Below are 26708 nucleotides of genomic sequence, written 5' to 3' on the forward strand. Positions count from 1 at the left end.
GTTTTGTTCTCTTCCTTGCTTCAATTCCCTACTTTGCCCCAGCCTTGATCAGGGCTTTCGCGCAGCCGGTGTTGCCCTTCTGGGTTGCGATGGACAGTGGGGTAGTGCCAAGCTTAGTCCAGCTGTTGAGATCTGCCCCGGCACTGATCAGGAGTTTCACGCAGTCGGTATAACCCTTCAGGGCTGCGATGAACAGTGCGGTAGCGCCATTCTCAAACCGGGCGTTGAGATCCGCCCCAGTGTTGATCAGGAGTTTCACGCAATCGGTGTTATTTTCTTGTGCAGCCGCGAAGAGTGGGGTGGCGCCCTCCTGAGTTCGGGCGTTGAGATCCGCCCCGGCGTTGATCAGTAGTTTCAAGCAGTCGGTATTGCCCTTCTGGGCAGCGACAAACAATGCGGTAGCGCCACTCCTGTTGACGGCGTTGAGATCGGCCTCAGTATGGATCAGGAGTTTCACGCAGTCGGTATTGCCCTCCTGGGCAGCGACCATCAGTGCGGTGGCCCCACTCAAAGTTCGTGCGTTGATATTTGCGCTGCCTTCGATCAGGGCTTTCAAACAGTCGGTATTACCATTCTGGGCTGCGATGAACAGCGGGGTGGCACCATCCAGCAAGGCGGCGTTGATATCCGCCCCGGCGTTGATCAGGAGTTTCGCGCAGTCGGTATTGCCTATCTGGGCAGCAATCCACAGCGCAGTGGCGCCACCCTTAGCCCTGGCGTTGAGATCCGCTTTGGCTTCGATCAGGGCTTTCAAGCAGTTGGTGTTATTTTCCTGGGCAGCATGGAGCAGCGAAGTGCCGCCATCCTCAGTCCGAGCCGCGTTAACGTCTGCCCCAGCCTTGATCAGGCGTACGGTGACATCCGTGTGCCCGTTGCTGGATGCCAGCATCAAGGCAGTGAAACCATCATTCATAGCAGCATTGACATTGACGCCTTCTGCCAGTGACCTCTCCACCTGATCCAAATCTCCGTCACAACAGGCATCATAAAGCGTCTGATCGGGGAAAAATGTATCCGGGTGAGATTCACTGGTGTTCTGATTCACCACAGGCATCGGGTCTTGCCGACACATCGCGCATCGGCGTGAGCCGATGGGCTGATCAAAAAAACACCTCGAAATACAGTCCAGATCGAAGCGTTGGCGACAACATTGGGTTTTGACGACCACGGGCGCTACACTTCGGCCATGAAAGTCAGCCAGACAAATAGGACAGTGATCAGCCTTCAATGTCCATGGGGAGAGGGTAGCGAGCAATGCCATACATAAGTAGAACATCTGTGTTGGTCAATAAGTAGCTCGGGTTAGATACAAAAAAGGTATCGTAGTTCATTTGTATGGCTATCACAGTTTGCTCTGACCAAATAATCATGAATATCAAAAAACCGGAAGATGGGAACACCTGAAAGCTGTTTTTACTGGATAGCAAAATGCCTTTCATTTGCTCCCTTCCTTTCTTTGGCCGCGCTAAGGGCGTTGACGCAGTCGGTATAGCCCAACCTGGTTGCGATGGACAGCGGGGTAGCGCCATCCGAAGTCCTGGCGGCGTCGAGATCCGCCCCGAAGTGGATCAGGATTTCCACGCAATCGGTGTAGCCGCTCGAGGCTGCGATGAATAGCGGGGTGGCACCATCCGTAGTCCTGGCGGCGTTGAGATCCGCCCCGGCGTTGAGCAGTATTTCCACGCAATCGGTGTTGCCTTTCAAAGCTGCGATGAAAAGCGGGGTGGCGCCATTCTAGGCTCTGGCGGCGTTGAGATTCGCTCCGGCGTTGATCAGGCGTTCGACGACGTCCGTGTGCCCTCCGGAGGCTGCCAACATCAAGGGCGTGAAATCATCAGTCATAACGGCATTGACATTGACTCCTTCTGCCAGTGACTTTTCCACCTGATCCAAATCCCCGCCATAACAGGCATCATAAAAGGTCTGATCGGGGAAAAATGCATCAGGGTGCGATTCACCAGTATTCCAATTCAAAACAGGGATCGGGTTTTGCCGACAATACCCGCACTGGCGAGAGCCTGTGGGCTGAATAACAAATTGCCTCGTAAGGCAGTCCAGATGGTAGAAGTGGCCACATCGGGTGTTGACGAACACAGACGCTGTATTACGGTTATGGAAGCAATCCAGACAAATTTCAATTAGATCGGCCTTCAGTGTCCATGAGAAGAGGGCAGCGATCAATGTCATCCATAAGTAGAACATATGTACTAGCCAATAAATAAGCAGTGCGGGTTAGGTACAAAGGAAATATAGTAGTTTATTTGCGTGGCTATTAAAGTTTGCTGTGACTGGATAATCACGAATTTCCAAAACTCAGAAAATGGGAACACCTTAAAGCCGTGTTTACAGGATAACGCAGTACCCTTTATTTGTTCCCTCCGCTGCCTCGGCCTTGATAAGGGCCTCTGCGCAGTCGTTGTTGCCCTTCTTAATTGCGATGGACAATGCAGTCGCACCATCCCAATATCTGGTGGCTTTGAGATCTGCCCCAAAGTTGAGCAGGAGTTTCAGGCATTCGACATTGCCCTTCAAGGCTGCGATGAACAGCGGGGTGGCACCATCCGGCAAGGCAGTGTTGGGATTCGCACCGGCGTTGAGCAGGAGTTTCACGCACTGGGTATTGCCCTCTTGAGCTGCCATGTAGAGCGGGGTGGTGCCATCCGAAGTCCGGGGGGTGTTGGGATTCGCACCCGCGTTGAGCAGGAGTTCCACAAAGTCGGTGGAATTTTCATGCGAAGCTACTAAGAACAGCGGGGTGGTGCCATCCAAAGTCCGGGGGAGGTTGAGATTCGCCCCGGCGTCGATTAGTAGTTTTCCAATGTCGGTGTGATTTTCTTCTGCAGCGAGAAACAACGGGGTGGAGCCATAATTATCCCGGGCGTCGAGATTCGCCCCGGATTTGATCAGGATTTCTGCGCAATCGGTATTGCCTTTCCAGACTGCGACGAACAGAGGAGTGGAGCCATCTGAAGTTCTGGCAGTTTCGAGAGTCGCCCCTTTTTCAATCAGAAGTTGTAAGCACTCGGTATTGCCCTTCATTGCTGCGAGTAACAGTGGGGTGGTGCCCCACACGTCGGCGTTGAGATCTGCCCCGTCGGCAATCAGGGTTCGCACCTTTTCGGTATTGCCCATGAGGACTTCGATGAGCAGTGGAGGGATGCTTTTGAGATCCGCCCCTTTGTCGATCAGGAGTTGCGCACACTCGGTCTTGCCCTCCAGAACTGCAATGAGAAGCGCGGTGAGACCATCTCCAGTTCTGGTAGCGCCGACCTTCGCCCCAGCGTTGAGCTGGCGTTCGATGACTGTCCTGTTCCCACTACAGGATCCCAGCATCAAGGCAGTGAGACCATATTTCATAACGGCATTGATATTGACTCCCTCTGCCAGTGACTTATCTACCTGGTCGTAATCCCCTTGAATACAGGCATCGTAAAACGTCTCATCGGGGAAAAACTTATCCGGGTGAGATTGACTGGTGCTCTGATTTTTCACAGGCATCGGGTTTTGCCGACACATTGCGCACTGGCGTGAGCCGATAGGTTTTGTAAAATATTGACTCGTAAGACAGCCCAGATGGAATGTGTGGCGACAATGGGTCATGCATTTGGTTTTGTCGGCGTCTACTGGCGCCACATCGTGGCCATGGAAATAATCCAAACAAATAGCACAGACATCGTCCTTCGAGCTTACTTCAGTACCCATGGGGAAAAGGGGTTGAGTATTGATATTCATAAGTAAAACCTCCGTGTTATTTAAGAAGCCATACAACTTTAGATACAAAAAAAGTACGATAGTTCAATTTAATGACTAAAAAGTTTGCTGTGGTTAAATAGTTACCAATTTCAAAAACGCAGAAGATGGGAACACCTGAAAGCCGCGGTTACCGGATAACACAAGGCCTTTTTTTCGCTCCCTTCCTCGCCTCAGTTCCCTACTTTGCTCCAGCCTTGATAAGGGCTAGCGCACACTCGATATTGCCCCTCGCGGTTGCGATGGACAGCGAGGTGATGCCATCCGAAATCCGGGGGATGTTGAGATCCGCCCCGGCGTTAATCAGGAGCTTCACGCAATTGATGTTATTTTGTTGAGCAGCCATGAACACTGCGGTGAGCCCATCCTCAGTTTGTGCGTTGAGATCCGCCTCGGCATTGATCAGGAGTTCCAAGCAGTCGGTATTGCCTTTCACAGCAGCGGCCAACAGTGGGGTGGAGCCATCCGAAGTCCGAGGGATGTTGATATCCGCCCCGGCGTTGATCAGGAGTTTCACGCAGTCGGTGTTATTTTCTTGTGCAGCCGCGAAGAGTGGTGTGGTGCCATTCTTGGTCCGGGCGTTGAAATTCGCCCCGGCGTTGATCAGAAGTTTCACGCAGTCGGTATTGCCTCTCATAGTAGCGGCGAACAGTGGAGTGGCGCCATCCGAAGTCCGAGGGATGTCGAGATCCGCCTCGGCGTTGATCAGTATTTTTACGCAGTCGGTAAAGCCATTCATGGCAGCCAGGAACAGCGAGGTGGTGCCATCCCCATGCCAGGCAGTGTTGACGTTTGCCCCGACATTGATCAGGCGTTCTGCGACATCAGCGTGCCTCCAGCGGGATGCCAACATCAAGGCAGTGAGACCATTAGTCATAACAGCATTAACATTGACGCCTTCTGCCGCTGACCTCTCCACCTGACCCAGATCCCCGATTATACAGGCAAGATAAAACCTCTGATCGGGGAAAAATGTATCCGGGTGAGATTCACTGGTGTTCTGATTCACCACAGGCATCGGGTCTTGCCGACACACCGCGCACTGTCGCGAACCGATGGGCTGTCCAACAAAAGACTTCGAAATACAGTCCAGATCGAAGAGTTGGCCACAACATTGGGTTTTGACGACCACGGGCGCTGCACTTCGGCCATGGAAGTAAGCCAGACAAATAGGACAGTGATCAGCCTTCACTGTCCACAGGGAGAGGGTAGCGAGCAATGAAACACTTAAGTAGAGCATCTGTGTTGGCCAATAAGTGGTTCGGGTTAGGTACAAAGAAACTATGGTAGTTCATGTATATGGCAATGAAAGTTTGTAGTGACTAAATAGCCACCAATTTTAAAAACGCAGAAGATGGGAACACCTGAAAGCCGCGGTTACTGGATAACACGACGCCTTTTTTGTGTTCTCTCCCTTGCTTCGGACTCAATAAGGATTTTCACGCAGTCGGTATAGTCCAACTCGGCTGCTATGGAGAGCGGGGTGGCACCACCTTTAGTCCAGGGCGTTGAGATACGCCTCGGCTTCGATCAGTGCTTTCTCGCATTCGGTATTGCCTCTCACAAAAGCGGCGACCAACGGGGTGGCGCCATCCGAAGTCCTGACGGCATTGAGATCTGCCCCGACGTGGATCAGGATTTCCAGGCAATCGGTATAGCCTCTCCAGGCTGCGGTGAAAAGCGGGGTGGCGCCATCCGAAGTCCTGGCGGCGTTGAGATCCGCCCCGGCGTTGATCAGGATTTCCACGCAATCGGTATTGCCTCTCCAGACTGCGATGAAAAGTGGGGTGACGCCATCCTCAGTCCGGGCGTTGAGGTCCGCTTTGGCTTCGATCAGGGCTTTCAAGCAGTTGGTGTTATTTTCCTGGGCAGCCATGTACAGCGGGGTGTCGCCATCCTTAGTCCGAGTGGCGTTGACGTCTGCCCCGGCCTTGATCAGACGTTCGACGACTTCTATGTGACCGCCAAGGGATGCCAGCATCAAGGCCGTGAAATCATCAGTCATAACGGCATTGACATTGACTCCTTCTGCCAGTGATCTTTCCACCTGATCCAGATCCCCGTCGGAGCAGGCGCTATAAAACGTCCGATCGGGGAAAAATGTATCCGGGTGAGCTTCACTGGTGTTCTGATTCACCAAAGGCATCGGGTTTTGCCGGCACATCGCGCAACGGCGTGAGCCGATGGGCTGATCAACAAAACACTTCGAAATACAGTCCAGATCGAAGGGTTGGCCACAACATCCGGTTTTGACGACCATAGGCACTTCATTGCGGTTATGGAAGTAAGCCAAACAGATAGCACATTGATCGGCCTTTAGTGTCCATGAGGAGAGGGCAGCGATCAATGTCATCCATAAGTAGAACATCTGTACTGGCCTAGAAGTACTGCGGTTTGGGTACAAAGAAATTATGGTAGTTTATTTTTATGGCTATCAAAGCTAGCTGTGACTAAATAATCACCTATCTCAAAAGCTCAGAAGATGGGAACACCTGAAAGCTGCGGTTACCGGATAACACAACGCCTTTTTTTCGCTCCCTTCCTTGCCTCAGTTCCCTACTTTGCTCCAGCCTTGATAAGGGCTAGCGCACACTCGATATTGCCCCTCGCGGTTGCGATGGACAGCGAGGTGATGCCATCCGAAATCCGAGGGATGTTGAGATCCGCCCCGGCGTTAATCAGGAGCTTCACGCAATTGATGTTATTTTGTTGAGCAGCCATGAACAGTGCGGTGAGCCCATCCTCAGTTCGTGCGTTGAGATCCGCCTCGGCATTGATCAGAAGTTCCAAGCAGTCGGTATTGCCTTTCACAGCAGCGGCCAACAGTGGGGTGGAGCCATCCGAAGTCCGAGGGATGTTGAGATCCGCCCCGGCGTTGATCAGGAGTTTCACGCAGTCGGTGTTATTTTCTTGTGCAGCCGCGAAGAGTGGTGTGGCGCCAGTCTTAGTCCGGGCGTTGAGATCCGCCCCGGCGTTGATCAGAAGTTTCACGCAGTCGGTATTGCCTCTCTTAGCAGCGGCGAACAGCGGAGTGGCGCCATCCGAAGTCCGAGGGATGTCGAGATCCGCCTCGGCGTTGATCAGTATTTTTACGCAGTCGGTAGTGCCATTCGCAGCAGCCAGGAACAGCGAGGTGGTGCCATCCTCATGCCAAGCGGTGTTGACGTTTGCCCCGACATTGATCAGGCGTTCTGCGACGTCACTGTGCCTCCAGCCGGATGCCATCATCAAGGCAGTGAGACCATTAGTCATAACAGCATTAACATTGACGCCTTCTGCCACTGACCTCTCCACCTGACCCAGATCACCGAGTATACAGGCAAGATAAAACCTCTGATCGGGGAAAAATGTATCCGGGTGAGATTCATTGGTGTTTTGATTCACCACAGGCATCGGGTCTTGCCGACACATCGCGCACTGTCGCGAGCCGATGGGCTGTTCAACAAAAGACTTCGAAATACAGTCCAGATCGAAGAGTTGGCCACAACATTGGGTCTTGACGACCACGGGCGCTATACTTCGGCCATGGAAGCAAGCCAGACAAATAGGACAGTGATCAGCCTTCACTGTCCAAAGGGAGAGGGTAGCGAGCAATGCAACAGTTAATAAGTAGAGCATCTGTGTTGGCCAATAAGTGGTCCGGGTTAGGGACAAAGAAACTATGGTAGTTCATGTATATGGCAATGAAAGTTTGTAGTGACTAAATAGCCTCCAATTTTAAAAACGCAGAAGATGGGAACACCTGAAGGCCTTGGTAACTGGATAACAGAACGTTTTTTTCCGTTCTCGCATGCCAGCATCAAAGCAGTGAAACCATTATTCACAATGGCATCGACATTAATTTTTTCTGCCGATGACTGCTTCACCTGATCCAAATCCCCCGCAAAACAGGCTTAAAAAGCGCTCGATCAGGAAAAAAATCATCGGGATAAGATTGGCCGCTGACCTCATTCACCACAGGCGCTACATCATAGCTCTCGACCATGAAAATCAACCGAACAAAATGAAGGGAAAATGAACAATAGTTGACATTTACTGTAAGCGAACGTAACTTTCAAACGACTGTTTGAAACTGTTGCTATACTTTTACAATCTGTTTCATAAATAAATATAAGACAACCCAGAGGTACCGTTATGCCAGACTATAAGGCCCCCCTGCGCGATATCCGGTTCGTTCGTGACGAGCTCCTGGGATATCAGGAACATTACGCCAGTCTCCCCGGTGGAGAAGAAGCCAGCCCCGATATGGTGGACGCCATCCTTGAAGAAGGTGCCAAGTTCTGTGAACAGGTTCTGGCCCCTTTGAACCAGATCGGCGATGAGCAAGGCTGCACCTGGTCCGAGGACGGTGTAAAAACACCTGACGGTTTTAAAGAGGCTTACCTGCAATACGTTGAAGGCGGCTGGCCTTCGCTGTCCAGTGATCCAGAATACGGTGGTCAGGGGCTGCCTTACTCTCTGGGTCTGGTTCTCAGCGAACTGATGGGAGAAGCCAACTGGGCCTGGGGCATGTATCCCGGACTCAGTCACGGTGCCATGAATACTCTGGAAGCCCATGGTACTGAAGAACAGAAGCAAGCTTACCTGACCAAGCTGGTATCCGGTGAATGGACGGGTACCATGTGTCTGACCGAGCCTCACTGTGGTTCTGACCTGGGTATGCTGCGAACCAAAGCCGAGCCTGCCGCTGATGGTACTTACAAAATTTCAGGTACCAAGATCTTTATTTCTGCCGGTGAGCACGACATGGCAGACAATATTGTCCACATCGTTCTGGCGCGTCTGCCGGGTGCTCCAAAAGGTACCAAAGGTATCTCGCTGTTTATCGTTCCCAAACATCTGCCTGGCAAGCACGGTGAGAGCAATGGCGTAAGTTGTGGTTCCATCGAGCACAAGATGGGTATTCACGGTAACGCCACCTGTGTCATGAACTTTGACGAAGCGACCGGCTTCCTGATTGGTCCGGAAAACCGTGGTCTGCACTGTATGTTCACCTTCATGAATACTGCCCGCCTGGGTACGGGTATTCAGGGCCTGTCTCACGGTGAAATCGCATTCCAGGGTGCTCTGCGCTATGCCCGCGAACGTCTGCAAATGCGCTCCCTGAGCGGTGCCAAGAACACTGAAGGTCCGGCTGACCCAATTATTGTGCATCCTGATGTGCGCCGGATGCTGCTGACCATCAAATCCTTAACCGAAGGTAATCGTGCCCTTCTTTACTACACAGCCAAGAAAGCAGATCTGCTGCACAGTTCTGATGAAGCAGTGCGTGAACAGGCTGATAAGGAACTGGGCTTCCTGACACCTATCGTTAAGGCTTTCCTGACCGAAACCGGTTTTGAGTCTGCCAACCACGCACTTCAGTGCTACGGTGGCCACGGCTATATCAGTGAATGGGGTATGGAGCAGAACGTTCGTGACTGCCGTATCTCCATGCTGTATGAAGGAACTACCGGTATCCAGGCTTTGGACCTGCTGGGAAGAAAAATCTTCCAGAGCGGTGGCGAAACCATGAAGCCATTCACCAAGGAAATTCACAAGTTCTGTAAAGCGCACGCTGAAAACGAAGACCTGAAAGCCTTTGTTGAGCCACTGGCTGCCTTGAACAAGGAGTGGGGCGATCTCACCATGCAGCTGGGTCTTAAGGCGATGGAAAATCCTGATGAAGTGGGTGCGGCTTCCGTCGACTTCCTGATGTACTCCGGTTATGCGACTCTGGCTTATATGTGGGCTGATATGGCTCGCCTGGCCAAGGAAAAACTGGCTGAAGGTACGACTGAAGAAGGCTTCTACAAGGCCAAGATTCAAACTGCACGTTTCTACTACGAACGTATCCTGCCAAGAACACAGGCTCACAAATCTGCCATGCTGTCAGGCACAGAGAATCTGCTGGATATGGCTGAGGAAGATTTCGGTGAACTCTAATCCCGGATAAGAGTTTTCGGACAGGGGGTTGCTTCGGCAGCCCCTTTTTTTATGTCTGATGACTATAAAGTCTCATCCAGAATCACAAAACTGAGGAGTGTAACGGGAAGAGCGATTAGCATCACAATGTGTATAACCGGATTAATCAGCATCAACAGTCCGGCTGCGATCCAGATGTTCTTCACAATCTTTTTCTTGGCTCGATAAGAGCCAGTCAAAGTTCGGCGATAAAAGTGACGATTGTCGGGCAACTGATCCTGCATCCAGTCTGGCTGCCATGTGATTTTCAGCATCATGCTGATCAGGGTTATAAGGTACCGCATAGACAGTCCTTTGAAATATGCGTAGTTACTTAATAATAAATACAGTCTGGTGACTTTTTTCCAGACGTTGTTTTGAATCTAATGTTTTTTGCCTAACCTCTAACGCTGGTCTATAAAAACTCGGCAATAGGCCTTTTTCAAAGTCCGTGGAGATATTAAGTACCTAACCAGAGCTGTACCAGGCGAGGCGATGAGCAAGCAGAAAACACTAATAAATCCCTTATCGGGCTTTTTTACACAATCCATTAATTCTTTCCTGAAGATATTTCTTCTTCTTTTGATACCCTGCGGGTTGGAAGTGCAAGCGGCAGGGAATAATGAAATGAATTACGAGCTTTGGGCTCATCAGGTGCATTCGCAATGGTCAGAGTCGGCGGATATTCTGTTGGCTGCGAACACAGACCGTGAAAGTTTGCAGATGATTGATGAAGGTCCGCATGTGAAAGAAGAGCTCGTTTCAGTCACTGCAGACACTTCTTTGCCTTATGACAGTTTTAACGAGGAAACAGATTGGGTCGATCAAATTTGGGGTCGTCCTTCTCGAGATCATCTTTACCTGGGTATGTGGACCTTTCATCTTGAGGGTGGTGATGATCAGGAAAGCAACAATAAACTGATCGCTCTCTCCTATAAAGGCTATTATGGCGCTACTCTCATTAATACCCACTGTGACAGAGTCTGGTCTGGAGGTGTGCAGCGTACTCTGTATCAACAAAAATATGGCGAGTTCGATATAGAGGCAGGGTATCGCGCAGGGATTGTCTATGGATATAAGGAATATTTAAGCCGTGTCTTCCCTTTGGTTCAGGCTATTCTGGACATCGACTACGAGGGGTTTGGTGTTGAGTTATCCTATGCGGCGGTCGTTTTCTCTGCGGGCTTCTATTACCGTTTCTGATGCTCTGAATGCTTGCCACCCTTATCAAAAAATACCACAAATTGGAGATGTAGTTTTTTTGTAGTTAAAAATTCAAACGTTAGTTTAAAACATTCCTTTTAGCCCCTGTTCCTCTGGGGTAAAATGGGCAGACGCTGATTAAAAACATTAAAATTTCAGGAGTGTCCCCCATGGCAGACTATCAGGCACCTCTCCGTGATATGCGCTTTGTAATGTACGAAGTGTTCAATACCGACAAGCGATGGGGTCAGTGGCCTGCTACCCAGGAAGTGGTTGATCGTGAAACGGCTGATGCCTTCCTGGAGGAAGGTGCCAAGCTGGCTGCAAGAACAGTGGCTCCCCTCAATCGGGAAGGTGATGAGGAAGGTTGCCACTGGAGTGAAGAAGGTGTTACTACTCCGAAAGGTTACAAAGAAGCCTATCGGTTGTTTTCAGAAGCTGGTTTAACAGGCATCGCCGGCAATCCTGAGTATGGCGGCATCGGGATGCCAAAAGCGCTGAGTGCACAATTTGATGAAATGTTCAGCAGTGCCAGTCTGGCCTTTATCCTCTACCCGAGCCTGACATCCGGTGCTGCACTGGCGATTGATGCCCACGCTAGCGAAGAGCTGAAGTCCCTTTATCTTCCCAGACTCTATTCCGGCGAATGGACGGGAGCTATGTGCCTGACCGAGTCACACAGCGGAACAGACCTGGGTATAATCAGAACCCGGGCGGAAGATAATGGTGACGGTTCCTACAACATTACTGGCACCAAGATTTTCATTACTGCCGGTGAGCATGATCTGACAGAAAACATCATTTATCTGGTCCTGGCCAAACTGCCCGATGCACCTGCCGGACCCAAAGGTATTTCCATGTTCCTGGTACCTAAGATAAATGTGAATGAAGATGGGTCACTGGCAGATAGAAACCAGGTTCAATGTGGTTCTCTGGAACACAAAATGGGAATCAAGGGTTCAGCCACCTGTGTCATGAACTTTGATGGCGCCAAAGGCTATCTGGTAGGAGATCTTAACAAGGGTCTTAACGCCATGTTCACCATGATGAACTATGAACGACTCTTTGTGGGTATTCAGGGACTGGGCACCAGTGAAATGTCTTATCAGTCAGCCCTCGAATATGCTCTGGACAGAGTTCAGGGCCGAGCAGCTACCGGTCCACAACAGCCTGAAAAGGCTGCCGATCCGATCATTGTGCATGGTGATGTTCGAAGAATGCTGCTTAATATGAAAGCCCTGAACGAGGGTGGGCGAGCTTTTTCAACCTATGTTGCGAATCTGCTGGATACCGCCAAGTTCAGTGTGGATGAAACAGAAAGAAAGCAGGCTTCAGATCAGGTGGGTTTGTTGACCCCCGTCGTAAAAGCATTCCTGACCGATATGGGTCTTGAAAGCTGTGTTTCCGGTCAGCAGGTATTTGGTGGTCATGGTTACATTCGTGAGTGGGGCCAGGAGCAACTGGTCAGGGATGTTCGTATTGCCCAGATTTATGAAGGTACCAATGGTATTCAGGCACTGGATCTTCTGGGTCGCAAGATCGCTATAAATGGTGGTGCGTCATTCAGACAATTTGCCGCTAATGTCAGGAGTTTTATTGCTGAAGGACAAGGCGATGAGTTCGCTGCTCCTCTGGAAACAGCTTTGGCCAAACTTGAGACCCTGACAGATGATTTGCTGAGTCAGGCTGCCAATGATCCGAATGTGATTAACTCCAGCTGTAATGATTATCTGCATGCATTCTCATACGTTTGTTATGCCTGGATGTGGGCGATGATGGCAAGAGAAGCTCAAGTCAAGTTGTCAGCAGGCACTCAGGAAGATGATTTTTATCAGGCAAAGATGATTACTGCCCGATACTTTTACCAGCGTTTATTGCCCAGAATGGAAGGTTTACTTATTTCTGCGGCTTCTGGAACAGAAGCGCTTTATGAATTGTCGGCTGAGCAATTTTGATGGCGAATAATTCCCATATTTAACCAATAAATAAAGCCTTTCTTCACTCGGGTGTTGAAAGGCTTTTTCATATTACTCAAGTTTGTAAATCGATTGAAAGACGAATAACGCTATGCTTTATTTCAGCTGATTTTGCATTCTTGGGTGATTGTCTATAGTTAAAGTACTGGGCCATTAATCTACATGGAATGTAGAGGCAGGGAAGCAAAATAATGAGCAGGATGCTCACAGGGAGTCAGCCCGGTATTCATTAACCTCGCATTGCGAGGTTTTTCTTTCTTGGAAAAAAATAATTGTGGCTCAGAGTGATTTAAGTGCTTTTGTGGTTTTGATCAAAGCCTCTTCGAGTTCAGGGATTAAGTGAATGGCATCGGATAGCTGATTATCTTTACCCATTTTTTCGATTTCCAGTGCAATACCAGCCAACAACGACGCACCAAAGTTATTACTACTGGATTTTAAGGTGTGGGCCGCTCGAATCATAATCTGTAAGTCTGCTTCTTTTGAGGCGTTCTGGATATCTTTCAACAGTGATGGAGCGTCTTCAAGATAACTTTCAACAAGACTGTCAAACTCATCTTCCATAATATCTTTCAGGGTATTCAGGGTGGTCATATCCAGAATCGGGTCTTGATCTTCTGTTTCAAGGCTGTCTTCACTTTCTATCGTTTCGGAAACAGGTTTAATATCTGATTTGAAATTATTGTCATCAGGATCATTGATGAGCCATTGGGTCAGTTTCTCTTTGAGGGTACTGGCCTTAACGGGCTTACTCAGATAATCGTCCATGCCGGATGCCAGGCATTTCTCTCTGTCTCCCCGCATGGCATTGGCGGTCATAGCAATAATGGGAGTGCGTGGCAGGTTGTGAATACTTTCTCGTTTTCTTATCAGGCCGGTGGCTTCGTAGCCGCTCATTTCCGGCATCTGGCAGTCCATGAGTATCAGATCATACGCCTGATTATGGCTCATGCTGACCGCTTCCTTACCATCTGCTGCAATGTCGGGTGGATTCAATCCGATTTTTTTCAACATACTGACAGCGACTTTCTGGTTAACCATGTTGTCCTCAACCAGAAGAATGCGAATGTGATGACTGAAGGCATTATCGTCGACAGTCAGTTCTGTTATGCCTTCCGGAGCATGACTGATATTGACAGGCTTGAGTGCCTGAGAGTCAGATACATTCAGGTCCAGAACAAATGAGAACGTGGAGCCCAGGTTCAAAGCACTGGATACCTCGATGTCACTGCCCATCAGCTCCAATAACTGTCTGGATATAGTTAGCCCGAGGCCTGTTCCACCAAACTTGCGGGTGGTGCTGCTGTCAGCCTGGGTAAAGGCTGAGAATAGATTGCTCAGTACATCGGGTGCGATACCAATGCCGGTGTCTTCTACTGAAAATTCGAATTTGACCCGGTTTTCCCTGGCTTCCAGCATATTCAGTCGGACAATCACTTCACCTTCTTTAGTAAACTTGACAGCATTACCCACAAGATTGGTGAGAACCTGTCTCAGTCGTACCGGATCTCCCTGCAAAATAGCGGGTAGATCTACATCGGTATAACAGCTTAACTCCAGACCTTTTTCTCTGGCTTCGCCTGCCAGAAGGGCACAGACATCCTCAGCGATCTCTGCAGGGTTCATGTTAATGGATTCAATATCCATCTTTCCCGCTTCAATTTTGGAAAAGTCGAGAATGTTGTTAATAATCAGCAGTAACACATCGGCCGAGTTATAGGCAGTCTCCAGAAGGTCCTGTTGTTTTGGATTAAGGTGTGTATCTTTTAACAACTCCAGCATACCCAGAACGCCATTCATAGGCGTGCGGATTTCGTGACTCATATTGGCGAGAAAAGCGCTTTTAGCCTTGGCTGCTTCAAGGGCTGCTTCCTTGGCTTCATGCAGTTCGGAAATATTATCTTTAAGTTCACGGTTGGCACTGTGTAACTCTCTGGTTCTTTCGGCAACAGAAGCTTCGAGATTTTCGCGGTGTTGTTGCAGTCTCTGGTCTCGCTCTTTTATCTGCATCAACATTTCGTTGAAGCAGTCGTAGAGCTGACCAATCTCATCGTTATCAAATTTTTTAACCTGATGATCATACTGCTCGCTTTTGGTCATCTGGGAGATGGTATTGGCCAGCTCTGTAATGGGTTTGCCCAATAATCTCTGTAGTTTTGAAGCAAGAATAGAAGCCAGAATGATGGAGATCAGGGCAGCCAACAAGGCTAATAACAGATTTTCAGTCAGCTCTATATACAACGGTGACAAATCACCTTGAATGTAGATAGCACCAATCAATTGTTGATCGAGAACAATTGGGCGGTACAAGTGGAGACGGGTACTGCTGAAAAGAGTAACAGCACGTTCAGGCTCTTTTATTGAGAAGGCCCAGGGACTTTGATTGGAACGATGATAGGCAGCAATCTCTTCACCCTCAGCATTTAAAAGAAAAGCGGACTGAACATGGGGAGCGCTGCCAAAACCGGTTAACAGTTTTTTGGCAGAGTTTTCATCTTTAAAAACCAGAGCGGCATGAGCATTGGAACCTACCACTTCTGCCAGAGTTTCCATATGGTCAACCAGAGAGGCCCGGGACTTGATCAGATCGCTGATACTTTGAATGGACAAAGTTACCAGAAGAACCGCATACGCCGTGATGAGCATGGCATAACGCAGTTTTCGCTTGATAGGCAGATTTCTGAACGTCACCATGATTTATTGCATTACTGAATATTGCATGACTGAAAAAGGTTTTCATCCCGAATGGGATGAAAACGAGTGACTAATGTTTTTCTTATGGTTTTCTTACTCAATGACTTTGGCCAGACTTTTTAATTGAGAGCTGATCTTAAGACCTGATTTATCCACAGAGGATTTGTTGATGGTGAAGTTGATCTTCTTCCCTTTTCGAGCCAAACCAATTAATCCACCCTGCTCAGCAAATGAACGACCATCACTGATGGTTAGAATAGGCTTGCCCTCAAGGCTGCGGGTCATTTTTGAAGAGGATGCCTGATCAATACTGTGGATATACAGAATATCGCACAGCTTATCCACAGGAGCATTCAAATCTTTTCGGGTGACAGAAAGGCGTCTGCCCATACTGTTTTTACGGTTGATTTTGACCAACTCACTATTAATTGAACCTTCTCCAATAATACAGAGAGTGAGGCTTTGCTTTTTCTTCGGCCAGCTCACGAATTTGGTGATTTTATAAACAATGGCTGTTTTGACCCTGTCTTCCGGTGTGCCAGCTTTTACTGCACTGGTAAAGAACATCCCTGACAAACTGGCCGTTATCAACAGCAGTTTTATGTTTGATTTGATCATGTTGATTGGCATCGGCATGAAGTTATCCTCCTTCATCCGATTAAAATTGCCAGCGAATCTGGGCGTACCATGATTCCTGAGTTTCTGTTGGTGCCATACCACTCAGTGGTTCGTAGAACTCCCGGTGGTGATTCCTGAAGAGATTCTGTCCCACTATTGAGAACTCAAGACCGTCTCCAAACTTTTTCGCGACTCGCATATCCAGCGATGTGTTGGCTCCGATACTGGCATTTTTCAAGTTGTCCATGTAGCGGACCCAGAAGTCAAAATACCATTGATTAGGCAGGTTCATCGTGGATCGAATGTTTGCTGTGTGGGAGGCGCTCAGATCTTCGACAATTCTTTCATTGGTTTCCAGAAAGTCTGCTTCTGACTGATTTGGCGAGGCATCCACCTGAAGCCAACTATAGGTAAACTGAAGCTTCCACCAGTCTTTTGCATGCCAGTCCGCTACGATTTCCAGTCCGTAGGTTCTGGTATCCAGGCCATTGATTAACGTGGTGGGTAATCGAACGACACCGGGAATCGGGCAGAGATTAAGCAGTGAACCCGATGTTGGTGATGGAACTCTCAGTGCAGCGGTGCCATCAGGGCATACAGTCGTGTCTACGTAAGCGATGATATCTTCGTACTGGTTGTAAAACGCGGTGATATCCAGACGAAAGCTGTTACCAAACTGTTCACGGTAACCTACTTCCAGAGCGGTCAGCTTTTCTGACTTCAGGTCTGGATTACCCCTGATCGGAATCACGTAAGTAATATTATTGGAATTTTCAATCGTAATACCGTCGGTCTGTAATGCGGTTTCGCTGATGGAGGGGGTTTTTACCGCCTGGGAAAGAGCCGTCCAGAAAGTCCTGTTTTCAGTGGGCTTCCAGGTTAAACGAGCGTTAGGCTGAACCTCATAGCCTGTGAAACTGTTGTGCTCGAAACGTGAGCTGAGGGTGAAAGTCCACTGTTCATTGAGCGTGATGTCATCCTGGATAAAGGCACTGAATAACTCTGTTTTTTTCGAGTCTTTGCCCTCAAGCAGAAACATGTAGGGGGTGTTTTCTACCTCGTACCAGGTGGTTCTATAGCCGAGTCCCCAGACCAGATCGTGCTTGCCCCAGAACTGATAGTAGTGCTGAAATTCAAAATCAACCGTGTCACGTTTCTCAGCGATCCGGTAATCAAAGTTCTGATAGTTGTCATAGATCGCTCTGAAGGAGTAATCGTGAGTTTCACTCAGGGTTCTTTTCCAATAAGCACCCAGGTTACCGCCGCGTTGGTCACGGCTGAGCCCATTGACAATAAAACTGTTGGTCATTTGTGGAATCAGCGGCTGAGATTGATCAAACAGGCGTAAGGGAGGTCGGGTGGTTCCCTCGTAAAGGTCGCCCTGAACGGTCATCTCTGAGTCGGCCGTGGTTTTCCACTCTGATTTGAAACCGGCTCTGCGCATATTCCAGTCGTCAGAAGTATCTTTACCTTCAGCATCAACCTGGCCATCCCTTTCGAAGGCTTTCGCATAGACACGGTAGAAACCGGTTTCGCCAAACTCGCCACCATGACGATAGGTTCCAAAGGCTTTTTCCTGGGTACCCGTGCCCGCTGAAAGCAGATTGCCCTGGGTGTCCGATGCTTTCTTGGTTATGACGTTAATGACACCGTTGACGGCATTGGCACCCCAGAGTGCCGCACCGGGTCCCCGGATAACCTCGATCCGGTCGATGTCTTCCATCACGGTGTCCTGAACGTCCCAGTTCACACCGGAAAAGAGTGGCGAGTAAACGGTTCTGCCATCAATCAGAACCAGCAGTTTGTTGGCGAAGATGTAGTTAAATCCTCGGGTACTGATTGACCAGGTATTGGCGTTCAGTTTTGCCACCTGCATGCCCGGTACCATTCTCAAGGCTTCTGGAATGGAAGTGACCCCGCTGCGACGAAGGTCTTCATTGGTGATGACATAGATAGCGGCGGCGGAATCCATCAGACGCTGCTTTTTTCGGGATACTGACGTGACGTCTGGAATCTCCATGGAAATCAGCTCTTCAAGGCTGAGTTCAAAAAGATCCTCATCTTCCTGTGATTCGGCGATAGCCTGACTGCTTGAGAAAATAAACGTGGCCAGCAGTGTGGGTAGAAATTTAGTGTTCAAGGTTCCGCTCCGTGGATCTTGATTAAATCCCAACACTGCTGAAGTTGAAGATTCAAAAAAAAAGGTCTTCTTTAAACCCTAGCTGACCTGTAGAAATTTGAATTGGAAAAGCTGGATTCTGCTTATTGGGCAGACGAAGGTGCTTTTTACGGGATAAAGGGTGCAGGCCCGACAGAGCCTGCAATCAGCCATTTATTCGTCTCTGGCATCCAGTACTGCAGCACCGGCATCAAGAATACCGGCGCCACAACGGCGGGTATTACAGTTGCCACCAGAAGAAAAAGGACGGGCATTGAGCTTGATGATTTCTTCCACTCTGGCCGGTGTGATATTGGGGTTGATTGAGTACATGAGCGCCGCTACTCCGGCAACATGGGGAGTGGCCATGCTGGTACCCTGATAATACTCGTAATTATCCCGGGTAGCAGAAGTGGTGCCCGCATTGGCAGTAGAAAGGACGCCATTTCCGTAATAGCGGGTCTCTCCACCAGGTGCTGAAATATCGACATTACTGCCAAAGTTTGAATACCAGCTGCGGTCGCCGCTGCGATTAATAGCACCCACTGTAATCACATTTTTACAGTTGGCTGGCGTGGCATAAGTGGCGTTGGTGTTTTCATTACCCGCTGCGACAACGACGGTCACCCCGGCATTGACGACTTCATTGATGGCATTTTGATAACTTTGGGGGCAACCATAGGAATAACCACCCAGACTCATGTTAATGACTTTTACCGGATTGTTATTTCGAGTCATGCCGTAAACATCCAGTCCGGCTGCCCAGCGCATGGCATCAATAATATCTGAGGTGTAACCGCCGCATCGGCCCAGAGCGCGCAAAGGCATGATTTTGGCATTCCAGGCAACGCCCGCCACGCCAGTGCTGTTGTTCGATTCTGCCGCAATGGTGCCGGAGACGTGGGTCCCATGCCAGCTGCTCTCGGTGGGGGACGATGGAACCGGTTCGCCATTGGCATAACCACAGGCTCCGGCTGAAGTTACAGCATCGCCTGAATCGGTCGCATTACTGTCACGGCCACCACCGTCATTGGCCATCCACGAATGTGATATGAAATCATGGCCTGACACCACATTGCCATCCAGGTCCTTGTGATAGATGATGCCAGTATCTATCACGCCGACAACAACATTAGCGCCCGTTGTAATATTCCAGGCGGCGGGCAGATTACTGCCAGCTGTGGATTCAAAATAATGCCATTGTTCGTTGTAGCGTGAATCATTGGGTACGCGCATGATTTGCATAATGTAGTCTGGTTCAGCAAAGGCAATCTGGGGGTCGTCTTCCAGACCCTCTGCCAGTGCCTGAACGTCTTTGATGTTCAGGCTGCTGCCAATCTCAAGAATGTCTTTCTGCTTACCTGCAGCAACACCAAAGGAGCCATAACTGGCTCCCTGTTTGATGAATGCCATGGCATTGCCTTCGGTGGGCTTGGGGTGATACTTAACAATGATTCGGTCGGTTACCTGACGGGGCGTTGTCGCATTTTCTATTTCCTGGCTCGTGGCCATCAGGGGAATGAACCCAAGAAAAGTCAGTATTAAAGCAATCCTTGCTTTCATGGCGAGATATCCTTACCTCTGGTTATTGTTGGCGTGATTCAAATCAGTATGGTTGAAGATAAACAGGACGACACAGTATCTTCAAAGAAGTGTCATAGCCGGTCTGTAGTTTCCGCCGTTATTTATAGCTTGAACAGGCCTTTGATAAAGTAGCTGAGGGTTTGCCAACTATTTTTGTAGCTGCATAGATATTCGATTTAGAGATATAAATTCTCTAATAAATGGCAAAAATTACTATATAATTTAAGTGAATGGTGCCAGCAGTGAAGCAGTCTGTATTTGGGATTGCAGAAGTTCTCTCAGAGAAGTCTATCGAGTTCTTTTTATCAGTATCGAGCACTCTTTTGACTGGGATGGCTCAATGGGCGCCGGCGATTTTGCTCACCTTCCTTCCTGTTGTTGTATCAACAATGGAAGCGTGAGCGGAAGCTTGTCAGACAATATCCGGATACGGAGTCATTGTCCGCATGGAGGCGAAGATGATCTGCAGTGCTTATTATGAAAATGCCACTATTTCTAATCCTGAAGCTATTTTTACAGCTCGGTGTGAACGGCATTTTTTGCTCATGGCTGTGTTAGCCCTGATGTTACTGTTCAGTTGCAATGCCATTGCTGGCAAGAACATTTATACCGGCTGGTTCAGTAATAAAGCCGTCAGTGGTTACGATACGGTAGCTTACTTTACGGAAGGAAAAGCCGTTAAGGGTAATGCCCGGTTCAAATACAAGTACATGGGTGTAGAGTGGTACTTTTCCTCAGAAAAACACCTGAAGATTTTCAAGAAGTCGCCCGATAAATATTGGCCTCAATACGGCGGTTACTGCGCCTGGGCTATCGCCGAGAAAAAGCAAAGAGTACCGGCTGATCCGAATTATTGGAAAATTGTGGATAATAAGTTATATCTGAATTACGACGCAGACATTCAAGGAAAGTGGCTGAAGGATATACCGGGCTTTATCAGGCTGGGTAATACGAACTGGCCAAAAATGATGGCTAATTAATCCAGGCAGCGCATTACTCACCAGCGGGGTCCCGGTATCTCGCTCATTTCTCAAATCCATATCGTCACAGCGTCTTCACATCCTGTTCACTGAATTGTCATTTGCCCTTTCTAGTCTTGCTAATAAAGGTCAGCTTATTTATTAAAAAAATAGGAAGTTGGCTAGCCTTATGAGCTGGAGCAAAGCGTTGTAGTTATCTACAGAAGAGGTATGGCTCAAATAGGCCCGTAGCTAAAAAAGCGAGAAAGGGAAAATAGGATGACTCTTCAACGTTCTCCGTTCAGACTTCCACAAAAAACACGGTCTGGCTTACCTGAGGCTGCTGCCGAGTGGTTCCTGGGCCTGAAAACCATCGACCAGATTTATAAAAGAGAGGTGAATGAAGAATACACCTCAGATGATTTTCTCAGGCTGGTACTGAAAATATTTAATATTCAGCACCAGGTGGCTTCAGGGCATCGGGATTCAATTCCGGCGACAGGCCCTTCCGTTATAGTGGCCAATCATCCTTTTGGCGGAATTGAAGGCGTAGCCCTTGCTGATTTATTGCTGCAGGTTCGTCCTGATGTGAAAGTGCTAACGAATGAATTGCTTTGTCGAATTCATGAACTGAAAGAGCTGTTCATAGGCGTGGACATCATCAGCACCGATGCCCGAATGAAAAATGCAAATGCCATCGAAGAAGCCCGAAAATGGGTGAAAGAGGGTCATCAGCTGCTGATTTTTCCTGCCGGAGAAGTATCCAGCCTGGATCTCTCTCTGAGGCAGGTCACCGATCCCAGGTGGAGAAATACCGCTGCCCGAATTATTCGGCAAACAAGGGCCAAAGTGACACCGGTATTCATCGAAGGCCAGAATGGTTGATTATTTCAGACCATGGGATTGATTCATCCCCGTTTGAGAACGGTCAGATTGATCAGGGAGCTTCTAAATAAAAGAGGTTCAACCCTGAGCTTTCGCATAGGCCGGACACTGGATGATTCAGACTACCAATCCATGAGTTCTGACTCAGCGCTGACCAATTATCTGCGTTTGAATACATACCTGTTATCCACACATAAACCGGCTCAGACAAAACGGGTTTTCATGTCACTTAAAGAACGGAAGATGCGGCCCATTGTCGACCCTGTTTCCCCTGAAAAGCTGAAAGCCAATGTTCAACAGTTGTCGGAGGAATGCCTCCTGCTGGAAAAGGGTGAAATGAGTGTTTACTGCGCCCGCTCGGAGCAGCTGCCTGAAGTGTTGCCGGAAATTGGCCGTCTCAGGGAGTTGACCTTCAGAGACGTGGGAGAAGGTACCGGAAAGCCCAGAGATCTTGATCAGTATGATGACGACTATCTGCACCTGTTTCTCTGGAATCAGAAAGAAGAAAAAATTATGGGGGCTTATCGGATCGGCCAGGTTGACCAGATCCTTCGCTCCAGAGGCATCCATGGCATTTATTCCCGCAGTTTATTTCGCTACCACGCTGAGTTTATTAACAAAATGGGCAGTTGCCTGGAGATGGGTCGGTCGTTTGTAGTGCCTGAATATCAGAGGAGCTTGAGTGCCCTGATGATGCTCTGGAAAGGGATTGGTGCCTATGTAGCTGCCAATCCATGGTATAAGGTATTGTTTGGACCCTTCAGCATCAGCAGTGATTACAGCGAGGTTTCCCGTCAGTTAATGGCGGGCTGCCTGTCTGTGAATAACTCGGACGGTGTGCTCCGTGATCTGGTTCAACCGACAACCCCTTTGAAGCCGGGTAAAGAGCGCTTTTGGAATCAGTCCGATTTGATGGGATTAACGGATTTTGAAACGCTCTCTTCTCTGGTTCAGCAAATTGAGAAAGACAAAAAAGGTATACCTGTCCTCTTAAAGCAGTATTTGAAACTGAGCGGGGAGCTGGCAGCTTTTAATGTTGATCCCGGCTTTAACAATGCTCTGGATGGATTGATTATTGTCGATCTTCTGAAAGTGGACGAAAGAGTGCTTAATAAATACATGGGAGCCGCAGGGGCTAAAGCTTTCACGGAATATAACCGGCCTGCGGCATAGGGCTCGTATTTTTTCGCTCAAGGGTGTTTTGAATCAGTCATTGCTTCGGCGGATCCTTCAGTGCGGGCTCGGTGCTGTCTGGTGGAGGTAGCTACACCAAAATTGACGGGCAGACTGATGCCCTCCTGCGTCAGCATCAGGGCGATCAGGGCGAGATGATGGGTGGTATGATTCTGCAGAAAGAGCAGCTCTCTGATGATACTGCTGCTGGTTTCAATGGGGCTTCCCGAGTTCGTGACAGCCACCACTGATACGGTTTCGGGGTAATGTGACATATCCTGACTACCGAGCAGGATGTGGAGATTTTTCAGGTAGTCCATGGCCTGCTCTATAGACTCTTCCAACAGTTGATTCCGGGGACGATTGTCATAATCAATAGCACCGTAATCGAGCCCTTTGAAAAAGCAATGATAGAACTCAATAATGTGCCTGACATGGGTACCTACTGAACTCGGCGAAAGTGATGTGCTCTTTTTATATTGCTCCACGGAGAGATGGAGGAGCACTGACTCCAGCTCAGAGAGCGTGTAGATATTAAACTGGCGGGCATCGGTCAGTGTCATGATGATTCCAGATTATTTTTGTCCCAGATTTAGTCAGTCTGTCATAGTGACAAGCTCTTTGTATAGGTTCCAAACACGGGTCATGTCAACAGAATGTATTCGTCTTTAATGAAACATTGGCGAAGCCATAGTTTCTGGTTAGAATGCCTACCTTGATAAAAACTACAGCCTTTTCGACTACCTTCCAGATAATTGTGCGTTGCCGTCAGTCAGTGGCCGGCCTTGCGACTGGTAGCGGCTGAAAAGAATCAAATTGTTAAGTGACCAGAGGAGTTTTCGATGAGCAGCATTCCATCCGAACTGCGTTATGTACGTTCCCACGAGTGGATCCGAATCGAAGAAGACGGTACTGCCACTATCGGTATTACCGATCACGCCCAGCAAGCTCTGGGTGATGTTGTGTTCGTTGAGCTGCCTGAAGTGGGTTCCATTCTGGCTGCTGAAGATGAAGCGGGTGTGGTTGAGTCCGTAAAAGCCGCTTCTGACCTCTATGCACCCATCTCTGGTGAGGTTATTGCCATTAACGAAGCGCTGGAAGAGACACCTGAAACAGTGAACGGCGCACCCTACGATGAAGGTTGGTTCTTCAAGGTCAAGATCACCGATGAAGGTCAGCTGAGCGAACTGTTGGACGCTGAAGCCTACTCTGAATTCGTAGAGTCCGAAGCCTGATACAGGGCCGGGTCTGACGCTTCCTGAAAAGCCCTGCACAGTCAGGGCTTTTCTACTGACCTTGTTGCTGCATCTCTTTATGTTGCCCTCCCTTCTCTGTATACATGACGTTTCAAAATGAATGATGATCAGCTGCTGCGCTACAGCCGACAAATACTTTTGCCTCAGATCGATATTGAGGGACAGGAGCGCCTGCTCAACGCCCATGTAGTGATTGTTGGTATTGGCGGGTTGGGTTGTCCGGCAGCCATGTATCTTGCAGCAGCCGGAATCGGAAGACTGACTCTTATTGACCCGGATGTGGTGGATGCCACCAACCTGCAAAGACAAATTGCCTTCTCTACCGATGATATCGGGCAATTTAAAGTGCATGCAGCGGCGGCAAGAATCAGCGCCATGAACCCGGGCGTTGAACTGGACCTCATTCCCAAAAAGCTTAAAGAGCAGGAATTACTGAGTCTGCTGGAGAACAGCGATCTGGTTCTGGATGCTACTGATAACTTTGACAGCCGATTCATGGTGAATCGTTGCAGCGTCCGTTTGGGAGTGCCACTGGTCACGGGGGCAGCTATTCGCTTTAATGGTCAGTTAACGGTATTTGATCGCTGGCAGGAAAATGCACCCTGTTATCGTTGCCTTTATCCAGAAAAAGTAGCTGAAGAACTCAGTTGTTCGGAATCAGGCATTCTGGGGCCTGTAGTGGGAACAATCGGTACCATGCAGGCACTGGAGGCGGTCAAGCTTCTGACAGGAGCGGGTAAGACATTGAATGGCAGACTGTTGATGTTTGATGCTGCCAGTATGGAATGGCAAAGTCTTCAGCTGATTGCCGATCCTGATTGTCCGGTGTGTGGTCAGGGAGAGAAGAAGGGCTGAGAGTTTCAGCCCTGATGATTTTTCACTTCACTAAGCAGGCGTTTTTTGTGCTCACTGTCCAGTTCATTCCAGTGGGCCCCGATTAAAGCACCTTCCATTGCATAGAGCAGTACTTTTGAAACTTTAAAGCCTCTGTCTCTGACTCTGCAATAGGCTGCCACGGCGCCTACTTCATGAAGCTGTTCAAGAGTTCGAATACCCACAGCGTTAAGCCACTGCACTGAAGTTTTACCAAGATTTTTTAATTCGATCAGGTCAGTTGCCATACCGGTTTTCCAAATCGTCCCAAGCGTCCTTGGAGGGTGTGCTTGATATTTTTCTGAAAGTCAGAAGGAAATTTCTTTTAATGAGTTTAATGATAGACGAGTCTTTGAGGCTGCTCAGAAAACGGCAGTCGAAGAAGAAAAAATAGATCAATTCAATTGAATCGTCAGGTCAGTGAGCAGTTTTTCACGCCAATGCTTACAGGCTGTATTGAGTACTATAGTGTGTTCTTTTTCCTGATCCGAGAGCGGTTCCTCCCACTGTCGTTGCTGTTTGATCAGACCTATGGTTGCCTCGGAAGCATCGGTGTTGTTGAATTGACGTTTAATAATTCGGCGTTTAAGAACATCATCGGGTGCCACACATTTGACAATAAAATAAGGGTATTGAAGTTCGATGGCAGGCTGACAACATAACGCTCTTTCCTGAAATTTGAGAGAAGCGCCATCAATAACAACAGAAATTCCCTGACTCAATAGAGAGCGAGCGGCTTCCTGAATGGTCAAATAAGTTTTTTGGGTGGCGTCCTGTGTATAAATACTCAGCCCGGCTTCATGGCTCGATGCTTCAGGCTTGAGACCAAATAATCTTTTCCGCTCGATATCTGTTCTCAGCATGATGCAGTTGGCGTGTTTCACCAGTTCTCGACCTGCTGATGTTTTTCCGGAACCCGATAGTCCCTGCATAATGGCAAGAAATGGTTTTTTAGTCTGGCAATAGCTTTCAGCCAGATTGGCATACAGGCGATATTCAGCAAGCGCTTGTGATGTCAGTTGATCGTTAAGATCGTCACCGTGCGACCGGAGCAAGACGATTCTGGCTTGAACCAACGCCTGGTAGGCCCTGTAAAAACTTAATAAACCCAGCCCCCGAAAGTCCCCGCTGATATCCATATATTTATTAACGACAAAAAAAGTCAAGTCAGAGAGACCTCTGGCATCCATATTCACACAGAGGAAGCCAAGATCAGCCATGGAGTCGGTGCCGGCCTTCCGTTCTCGAATCAGGGGTCGCAATGCTCGATAGCGGTCCGAGGACCACTTTTCCAATCTGGCAAGCTGGGCAATATCTTCTTCCTGATCCAGCAAAGGTCTGATCTGATCGAAGTTTTGAGCTACCGGAAACCAGACGTGCTCTTCAGAGCCAGGGTGCTGATGGGGAGTAATGACTTCAATGTCCTGATGAAAATAAGCCAGCTGCACGGCCATATCCAGCAAAGGTTCAAGAGTTAATTGTCCCGATAAGCTGAGGACATCCAGCCAGTTCTCTTGTAGAAATGGGGGCATCGCGATGACATTCGATAGATTGGGAATGGTCACTGAGTATAGGCAGAGGGCTTGACTAAGGCCTCAATGAAGGAAAATTAGACGCAGATGTTGCGGTAAACATC

At 48.8% G+C, this 26708-nt stretch carries 23 protein-coding genes and 1 pseudogene; 9 read left to right on the plus strand and 15 right to left on the minus strand.

Annotated features, from left to right (window positions below; translation table 11 throughout):
* Positions 1 to 28 precede the first annotated feature (28 nt).
* From P6910_RS02995 to P6910_RS03025, 7 genes and pseudogenes are all read right to left on the minus strand, one after another.
* Positions 29 to 1054 carry an ankyrin repeat domain-containing protein gene (locus P6910_RS02995; protein WP_317144807.1) on the minus strand — a complete coding sequence of 342 codons (1026 nt, stop codon included), beginning with the start codon at positions 1052 to 1054 and terminating at the stop codon, positions 29 to 31.
* A 359-nt stretch (positions 1055 to 1413) separates the two neighbouring features.
* Positions 1414 to 2202 (minus strand): annotated as a pseudogene (locus P6910_RS26680) (ankyrin repeat domain-containing protein).
* A gap of 141 nt (positions 2203 to 2343) precedes the next feature.
* The gene (locus tag P6910_RS03010) at positions 2344 to 3732 is read right to left on the minus strand and encodes an ankyrin repeat domain-containing protein (RefSeq protein WP_317144809.1); all 1389 of its coding nucleotides are present in this window, start codon (positions 3730 to 3732) and stop codon (positions 2344 to 2346) included.
* A 199-nt stretch (positions 3733 to 3931) separates the two neighbouring features.
* Complete coding sequence (locus P6910_RS03015; RefSeq protein WP_317144810.1) at positions 3932 to 4990, minus strand: ankyrin repeat domain-containing protein; 1059 nt, start codon at positions 4988 to 4990, stop codon at positions 3932 to 3934.
* A 137-nt stretch (positions 4991 to 5127) separates the two neighbouring features.
* The gene (locus tag P6910_RS26685; RefSeq protein WP_410493913.1) at positions 5128 to 5265 is read right to left on the minus strand and encodes a hypothetical protein; all 138 of its coding nucleotides are present in this window, start codon (positions 5263 to 5265) and stop codon (positions 5128 to 5130) included.
* Positions 5246 to 6118 carry an ankyrin repeat domain-containing protein gene (locus tag P6910_RS03020; RefSeq protein WP_317144811.1) on the minus strand — a complete coding sequence of 291 codons (873 nt, stop codon included), beginning with the start codon at positions 6116 to 6118 and terminating at the stop codon, positions 5246 to 5248. Before P6910_RS03020 ends, P6910_RS26685 begins: the two co-directional genes overlap by 20 nt.
* Before the next feature lie 188 nt (positions 6119 to 6306).
* On the minus strand, positions 6307 to 7143 hold the full coding sequence (locus P6910_RS03025) for an ankyrin repeat domain-containing protein (protein ID WP_317144812.1): 837 nt from the start codon (positions 7141 to 7143) through the stop codon (positions 6307 to 6309).
* A 6-nt stretch (positions 7144 to 7149) separates the two neighbouring features.
* Between P6910_RS03025 and P6910_RS03030 the strand changes: the two genes are divergently transcribed.
* Both P6910_RS03030 and P6910_RS03035 read left to right on the plus strand, forming a co-directional pair.
* Positions 7150 to 7356, plus strand: a complete 207-nt coding sequence (locus P6910_RS03030) for a hypothetical protein (protein WP_317144813.1) — start codon at positions 7150 to 7152, stop codon at positions 7354 to 7356.
* A gap of 528 nt (positions 7357 to 7884) precedes the next feature.
* Entirely contained in the window at positions 7885 to 9675 is a 1791-nt protein-coding gene (locus P6910_RS03035) for an acyl-CoA dehydrogenase C-terminal domain-containing protein (protein WP_317144814.1), read from the plus strand.
* A gap of 62 nt (positions 9676 to 9737) precedes the next feature.
* Here P6910_RS03035 and P6910_RS03040 read toward each other — a convergent pair whose 3' ends face one another.
* Positions 9738 to 9998 (minus strand): hypothetical protein, encoded by a 261-nt coding sequence (locus P6910_RS03040; protein ID WP_317144815.1) that lies wholly within the window; start codon positions 9996 to 9998, stop codon positions 9738 to 9740.
* A 190-nt stretch (positions 9999 to 10188) separates the two neighbouring features.
* Between P6910_RS03040 and P6910_RS03045 the strand changes: the two genes are divergently transcribed.
* Both P6910_RS03045 and P6910_RS03050 read left to right on the plus strand, forming a co-directional pair.
* Positions 10189 to 10896, plus strand: a complete 708-nt coding sequence (locus P6910_RS03045) for a hypothetical protein (protein ID WP_317144816.1) — start codon at positions 10189 to 10191, stop codon at positions 10894 to 10896.
* 170 nt (positions 10897 to 11066) lie between these two features.
* Positions 11067 to 12851: an acyl-CoA dehydrogenase C-terminal domain-containing protein gene (locus tag P6910_RS03050; protein ID WP_317144817.1), complete on the plus strand. Its 1785-nt coding sequence runs from the start codon at positions 11067 to 11069 to the stop codon at positions 12849 to 12851.
* Between the two features lie 300 nt (positions 12852 to 13151).
* Here the strand turns inward: P6910_RS03050 and P6910_RS03055 are convergent, their stop codons facing one another.
* The 4 genes from P6910_RS03055 to P6910_RS03070 all read right to left on the minus strand — a co-directional run bounded on the left by P6910_RS03055 (position 13152) and on the right by P6910_RS03070 (position 19905).
* Complete coding sequence (locus P6910_RS03055) at positions 13152 to 15566, minus strand: ATP-binding protein (protein WP_317144818.1); 2415 nt, start codon at positions 15564 to 15566, stop codon at positions 13152 to 13154.
* Positions 15567 to 15659: 93 nt separating this feature from the next.
* Positions 15660 to 16202: a YfiR family protein gene (locus P6910_RS03060; protein WP_317144819.1), complete on the minus strand. Its 543-nt coding sequence runs from the start codon at positions 16200 to 16202 to the stop codon at positions 15660 to 15662.
* Between the two features lie 22 nt (positions 16203 to 16224).
* Positions 16225 to 18324, minus strand: coding sequence for a TonB-dependent receptor (locus P6910_RS03065; protein ID WP_317144820.1), 2100 nt, complete (start codon positions 18322 to 18324; stop codon positions 16225 to 16227).
* 192 nt (positions 18325 to 18516) lie between these two features.
* The gene (locus tag P6910_RS03070) at positions 18517 to 19905 is read right to left on the minus strand and encodes a S8 family peptidase (protein ID WP_317144821.1); all 1389 of its coding nucleotides are present in this window, start codon (positions 19903 to 19905) and stop codon (positions 18517 to 18519) included.
* Between the two features lie 479 nt (positions 19906 to 20384).
* Here P6910_RS03070 and P6910_RS03075 point away from each other — a divergent pair, with 479 nt between their 5' ends.
* The 3 genes from P6910_RS03075 to P6910_RS03085 all read left to right on the plus strand — a co-directional run bounded on the left by P6910_RS03075 (position 20385) and on the right by P6910_RS03085 (position 22943).
* Entirely contained in the window at positions 20385 to 20906 is a 522-nt protein-coding gene (locus P6910_RS03075; protein ID WP_317144822.1) for a YHS domain-containing (seleno)protein, read from the plus strand.
* 258 nt (positions 20907 to 21164) lie between these two features.
* On the plus strand, positions 21165 to 21770 hold the full coding sequence (locus P6910_RS03080; protein WP_317144823.1) for a 1-acyl-sn-glycerol-3-phosphate acyltransferase: 606 nt from the start codon (positions 21165 to 21167) through the stop codon (positions 21768 to 21770).
* 33 nt (positions 21771 to 21803) lie between these two features.
* Positions 21804 to 22943 (plus strand): lysophospholipid acyltransferase family protein, encoded by a 1140-nt coding sequence (locus tag P6910_RS03085; protein ID WP_317144824.1) that lies wholly within the window; start codon positions 21804 to 21806, stop codon positions 22941 to 22943.
* A 17-nt stretch (positions 22944 to 22960) separates the two neighbouring features.
* On the opposite strand, the gene P6910_RS03090 is transcribed toward P6910_RS03085, so the two are convergent.
* Positions 22961 to 23506 carry a DinB family protein gene (locus P6910_RS03090; RefSeq protein WP_317144825.1) on the minus strand — a complete coding sequence of 182 codons (546 nt, stop codon included), beginning with the start codon at positions 23504 to 23506 and terminating at the stop codon, positions 22961 to 22963.
* Positions 23507 to 23785: 279 nt separating this feature from the next.
* Between P6910_RS03090 and gcvH the strand changes: the two genes are divergently transcribed.
* Positions 23786 to 24178: a glycine cleavage system protein GcvH gene (gcvH, locus tag P6910_RS03095; protein WP_317144826.1), complete on the plus strand. Its 393-nt coding sequence runs from the start codon at positions 23786 to 23788 to the stop codon at positions 24176 to 24178.
* Positions 24179 to 24295: 117 nt separating this feature from the next.
* A complete protein-coding gene (locus P6910_RS03100; protein WP_317144827.1) occupies positions 24296 to 25054 on the plus strand; it encodes a molybdopterin-synthase adenylyltransferase MoeB in 759 nt (252 codons plus the stop codon).
* Between the two features lie 5 nt (positions 25055 to 25059).
* Here P6910_RS03100 and P6910_RS03105 read toward each other — a convergent pair whose 3' ends face one another.
* Together P6910_RS03105 and P6910_RS03110 are read right to left on the minus strand one after the other, a co-directional pair.
* Entirely contained in the window at positions 25060 to 25320 is a 261-nt protein-coding gene (locus tag P6910_RS03105; protein WP_317144828.1) for a TfoX/Sxy family protein, read from the minus strand.
* A 147-nt stretch (positions 25321 to 25467) separates the two neighbouring features.
* Entirely contained in the window at positions 25468 to 26604 is a 1137-nt protein-coding gene (locus P6910_RS03110) for an AAA family ATPase (RefSeq protein WP_317144829.1), read from the minus strand.
* Between the last annotated feature and the right edge of the window lie 104 nt (positions 26605 to 26708).

This window comes from Endozoicomonas sp. 8E (assembly GCF_032883915.1).
Lineage (GTDB): Bacteria > Pseudomonadota > Gammaproteobacteria > Pseudomonadales > Endozoicomonadaceae > Endozoicomonas_A.

What these genes read in the sequence shown, in the direction of transcription:
- P6910_RS03075 (WP_317144822.1), top strand. Translation starts at nt 20,385, where the DNA reads ATGATCTGCAGTGCTTATTATGAAAATGCCACTATTTCTAATCCTGAA.
- P6910_RS03025 (WP_317144812.1), bottom strand. Translation starts at nt 7,143, where the DNA reads ATGCCTGTGGTGAATCAAAACACCAATGAATCTCACCCGGATACATTT.
- P6910_RS03010 (WP_317144809.1), bottom strand. Translation starts at nt 3,732, where the DNA reads ATGAATATCAATACTCAACCCCTTTTCCCCATGGGTACTGAAGTAAGC.
- P6910_RS03050 (WP_317144817.1), top strand. Translation starts at nt 11,067, where the DNA reads ATGGCAGACTATCAGGCACCTCTCCGTGATATGCGCTTTGTAATGTAC.
- P6910_RS03070 (WP_317144821.1), bottom strand. Translation starts at nt 19,905, where the DNA reads ATGAAAGCAAGGATTGCTTTAATACTGACTTTTCTTGGGTTCATTCCC.
- P6910_RS03090 (WP_317144825.1), bottom strand. Translation starts at nt 23,506, where the DNA reads ATGACACTGACCGATGCCCGCCAGTTTAATATCTACACGCTCTCTGAG.
- P6910_RS03020 (WP_317144811.1), bottom strand. Translation starts at nt 6,118, where the DNA reads ATGTTCTACTTATGGATGACATTGATCGCTGCCCTCTCCTCATGGACA.
- P6910_RS03060 (WP_317144819.1), bottom strand. Translation starts at nt 16,202, where the DNA reads ATGCCGATGCCAATCAACATGATCAAATCAAACATAAAACTGCTGTTG.
- P6910_RS03110 (WP_317144829.1), bottom strand. Translation starts at nt 26,604, where the DNA reads ATGCCCCCATTTCTACAAGAGAACTGGCTGGATGTCCTCAGCTTATCG.
- P6910_RS03035 (WP_317144814.1), top strand. Translation starts at nt 7,885, where the DNA reads ATGCCAGACTATAAGGCCCCCCTGCGCGATATCCGGTTCGTTCGTGAC.
- gcvH (WP_317144826.1), top strand. Translation starts at nt 23,786, where the DNA reads ATGAGCAGCATTCCATCCGAACTGCGTTATGTACGTTCCCACGAGTGG.
- P6910_RS03015 (WP_317144810.1), bottom strand. Translation starts at nt 4,990, where the DNA reads ATGCTCTACTTAAGTGTTTCATTGCTCGCTACCCTCTCCCTGTGGACA.
- P6910_RS02995 (WP_317144807.1), bottom strand. Translation starts at nt 1,054, where the DNA reads ATGCCTGTGGTGAATCAGAACACCAGTGAATCTCACCCGGATACATTT.
- P6910_RS03080 (WP_317144823.1), top strand. Translation starts at nt 21,165, where the DNA reads ATGACTCTTCAACGTTCTCCGTTCAGACTTCCACAAAAAACACGGTCT.
- P6910_RS03100 (WP_317144827.1), top strand. Translation starts at nt 24,296, where the DNA reads ATGAATGATGATCAGCTGCTGCGCTACAGCCGACAAATACTTTTGCCT.
- P6910_RS03105 (WP_317144828.1), bottom strand. Translation starts at nt 25,320, where the DNA reads ATGGCAACTGACCTGATCGAATTAAAAAATCTTGGTAAAACTTCAGTG.
- P6910_RS03040 (WP_317144815.1), bottom strand. Translation starts at nt 9,998, where the DNA reads ATGCGGTACCTTATAACCCTGATCAGCATGATGCTGAAAATCACATGG.
- P6910_RS03045 (WP_317144816.1), top strand. Translation starts at nt 10,189, where the DNA reads ATGAGCAAGCAGAAAACACTAATAAATCCCTTATCGGGCTTTTTTACA.
- P6910_RS03055 (WP_317144818.1), bottom strand. Translation starts at nt 15,566, where the DNA reads ATGGTGACGTTCAGAAATCTGCCTATCAAGCGAAAACTGCGTTATGCC.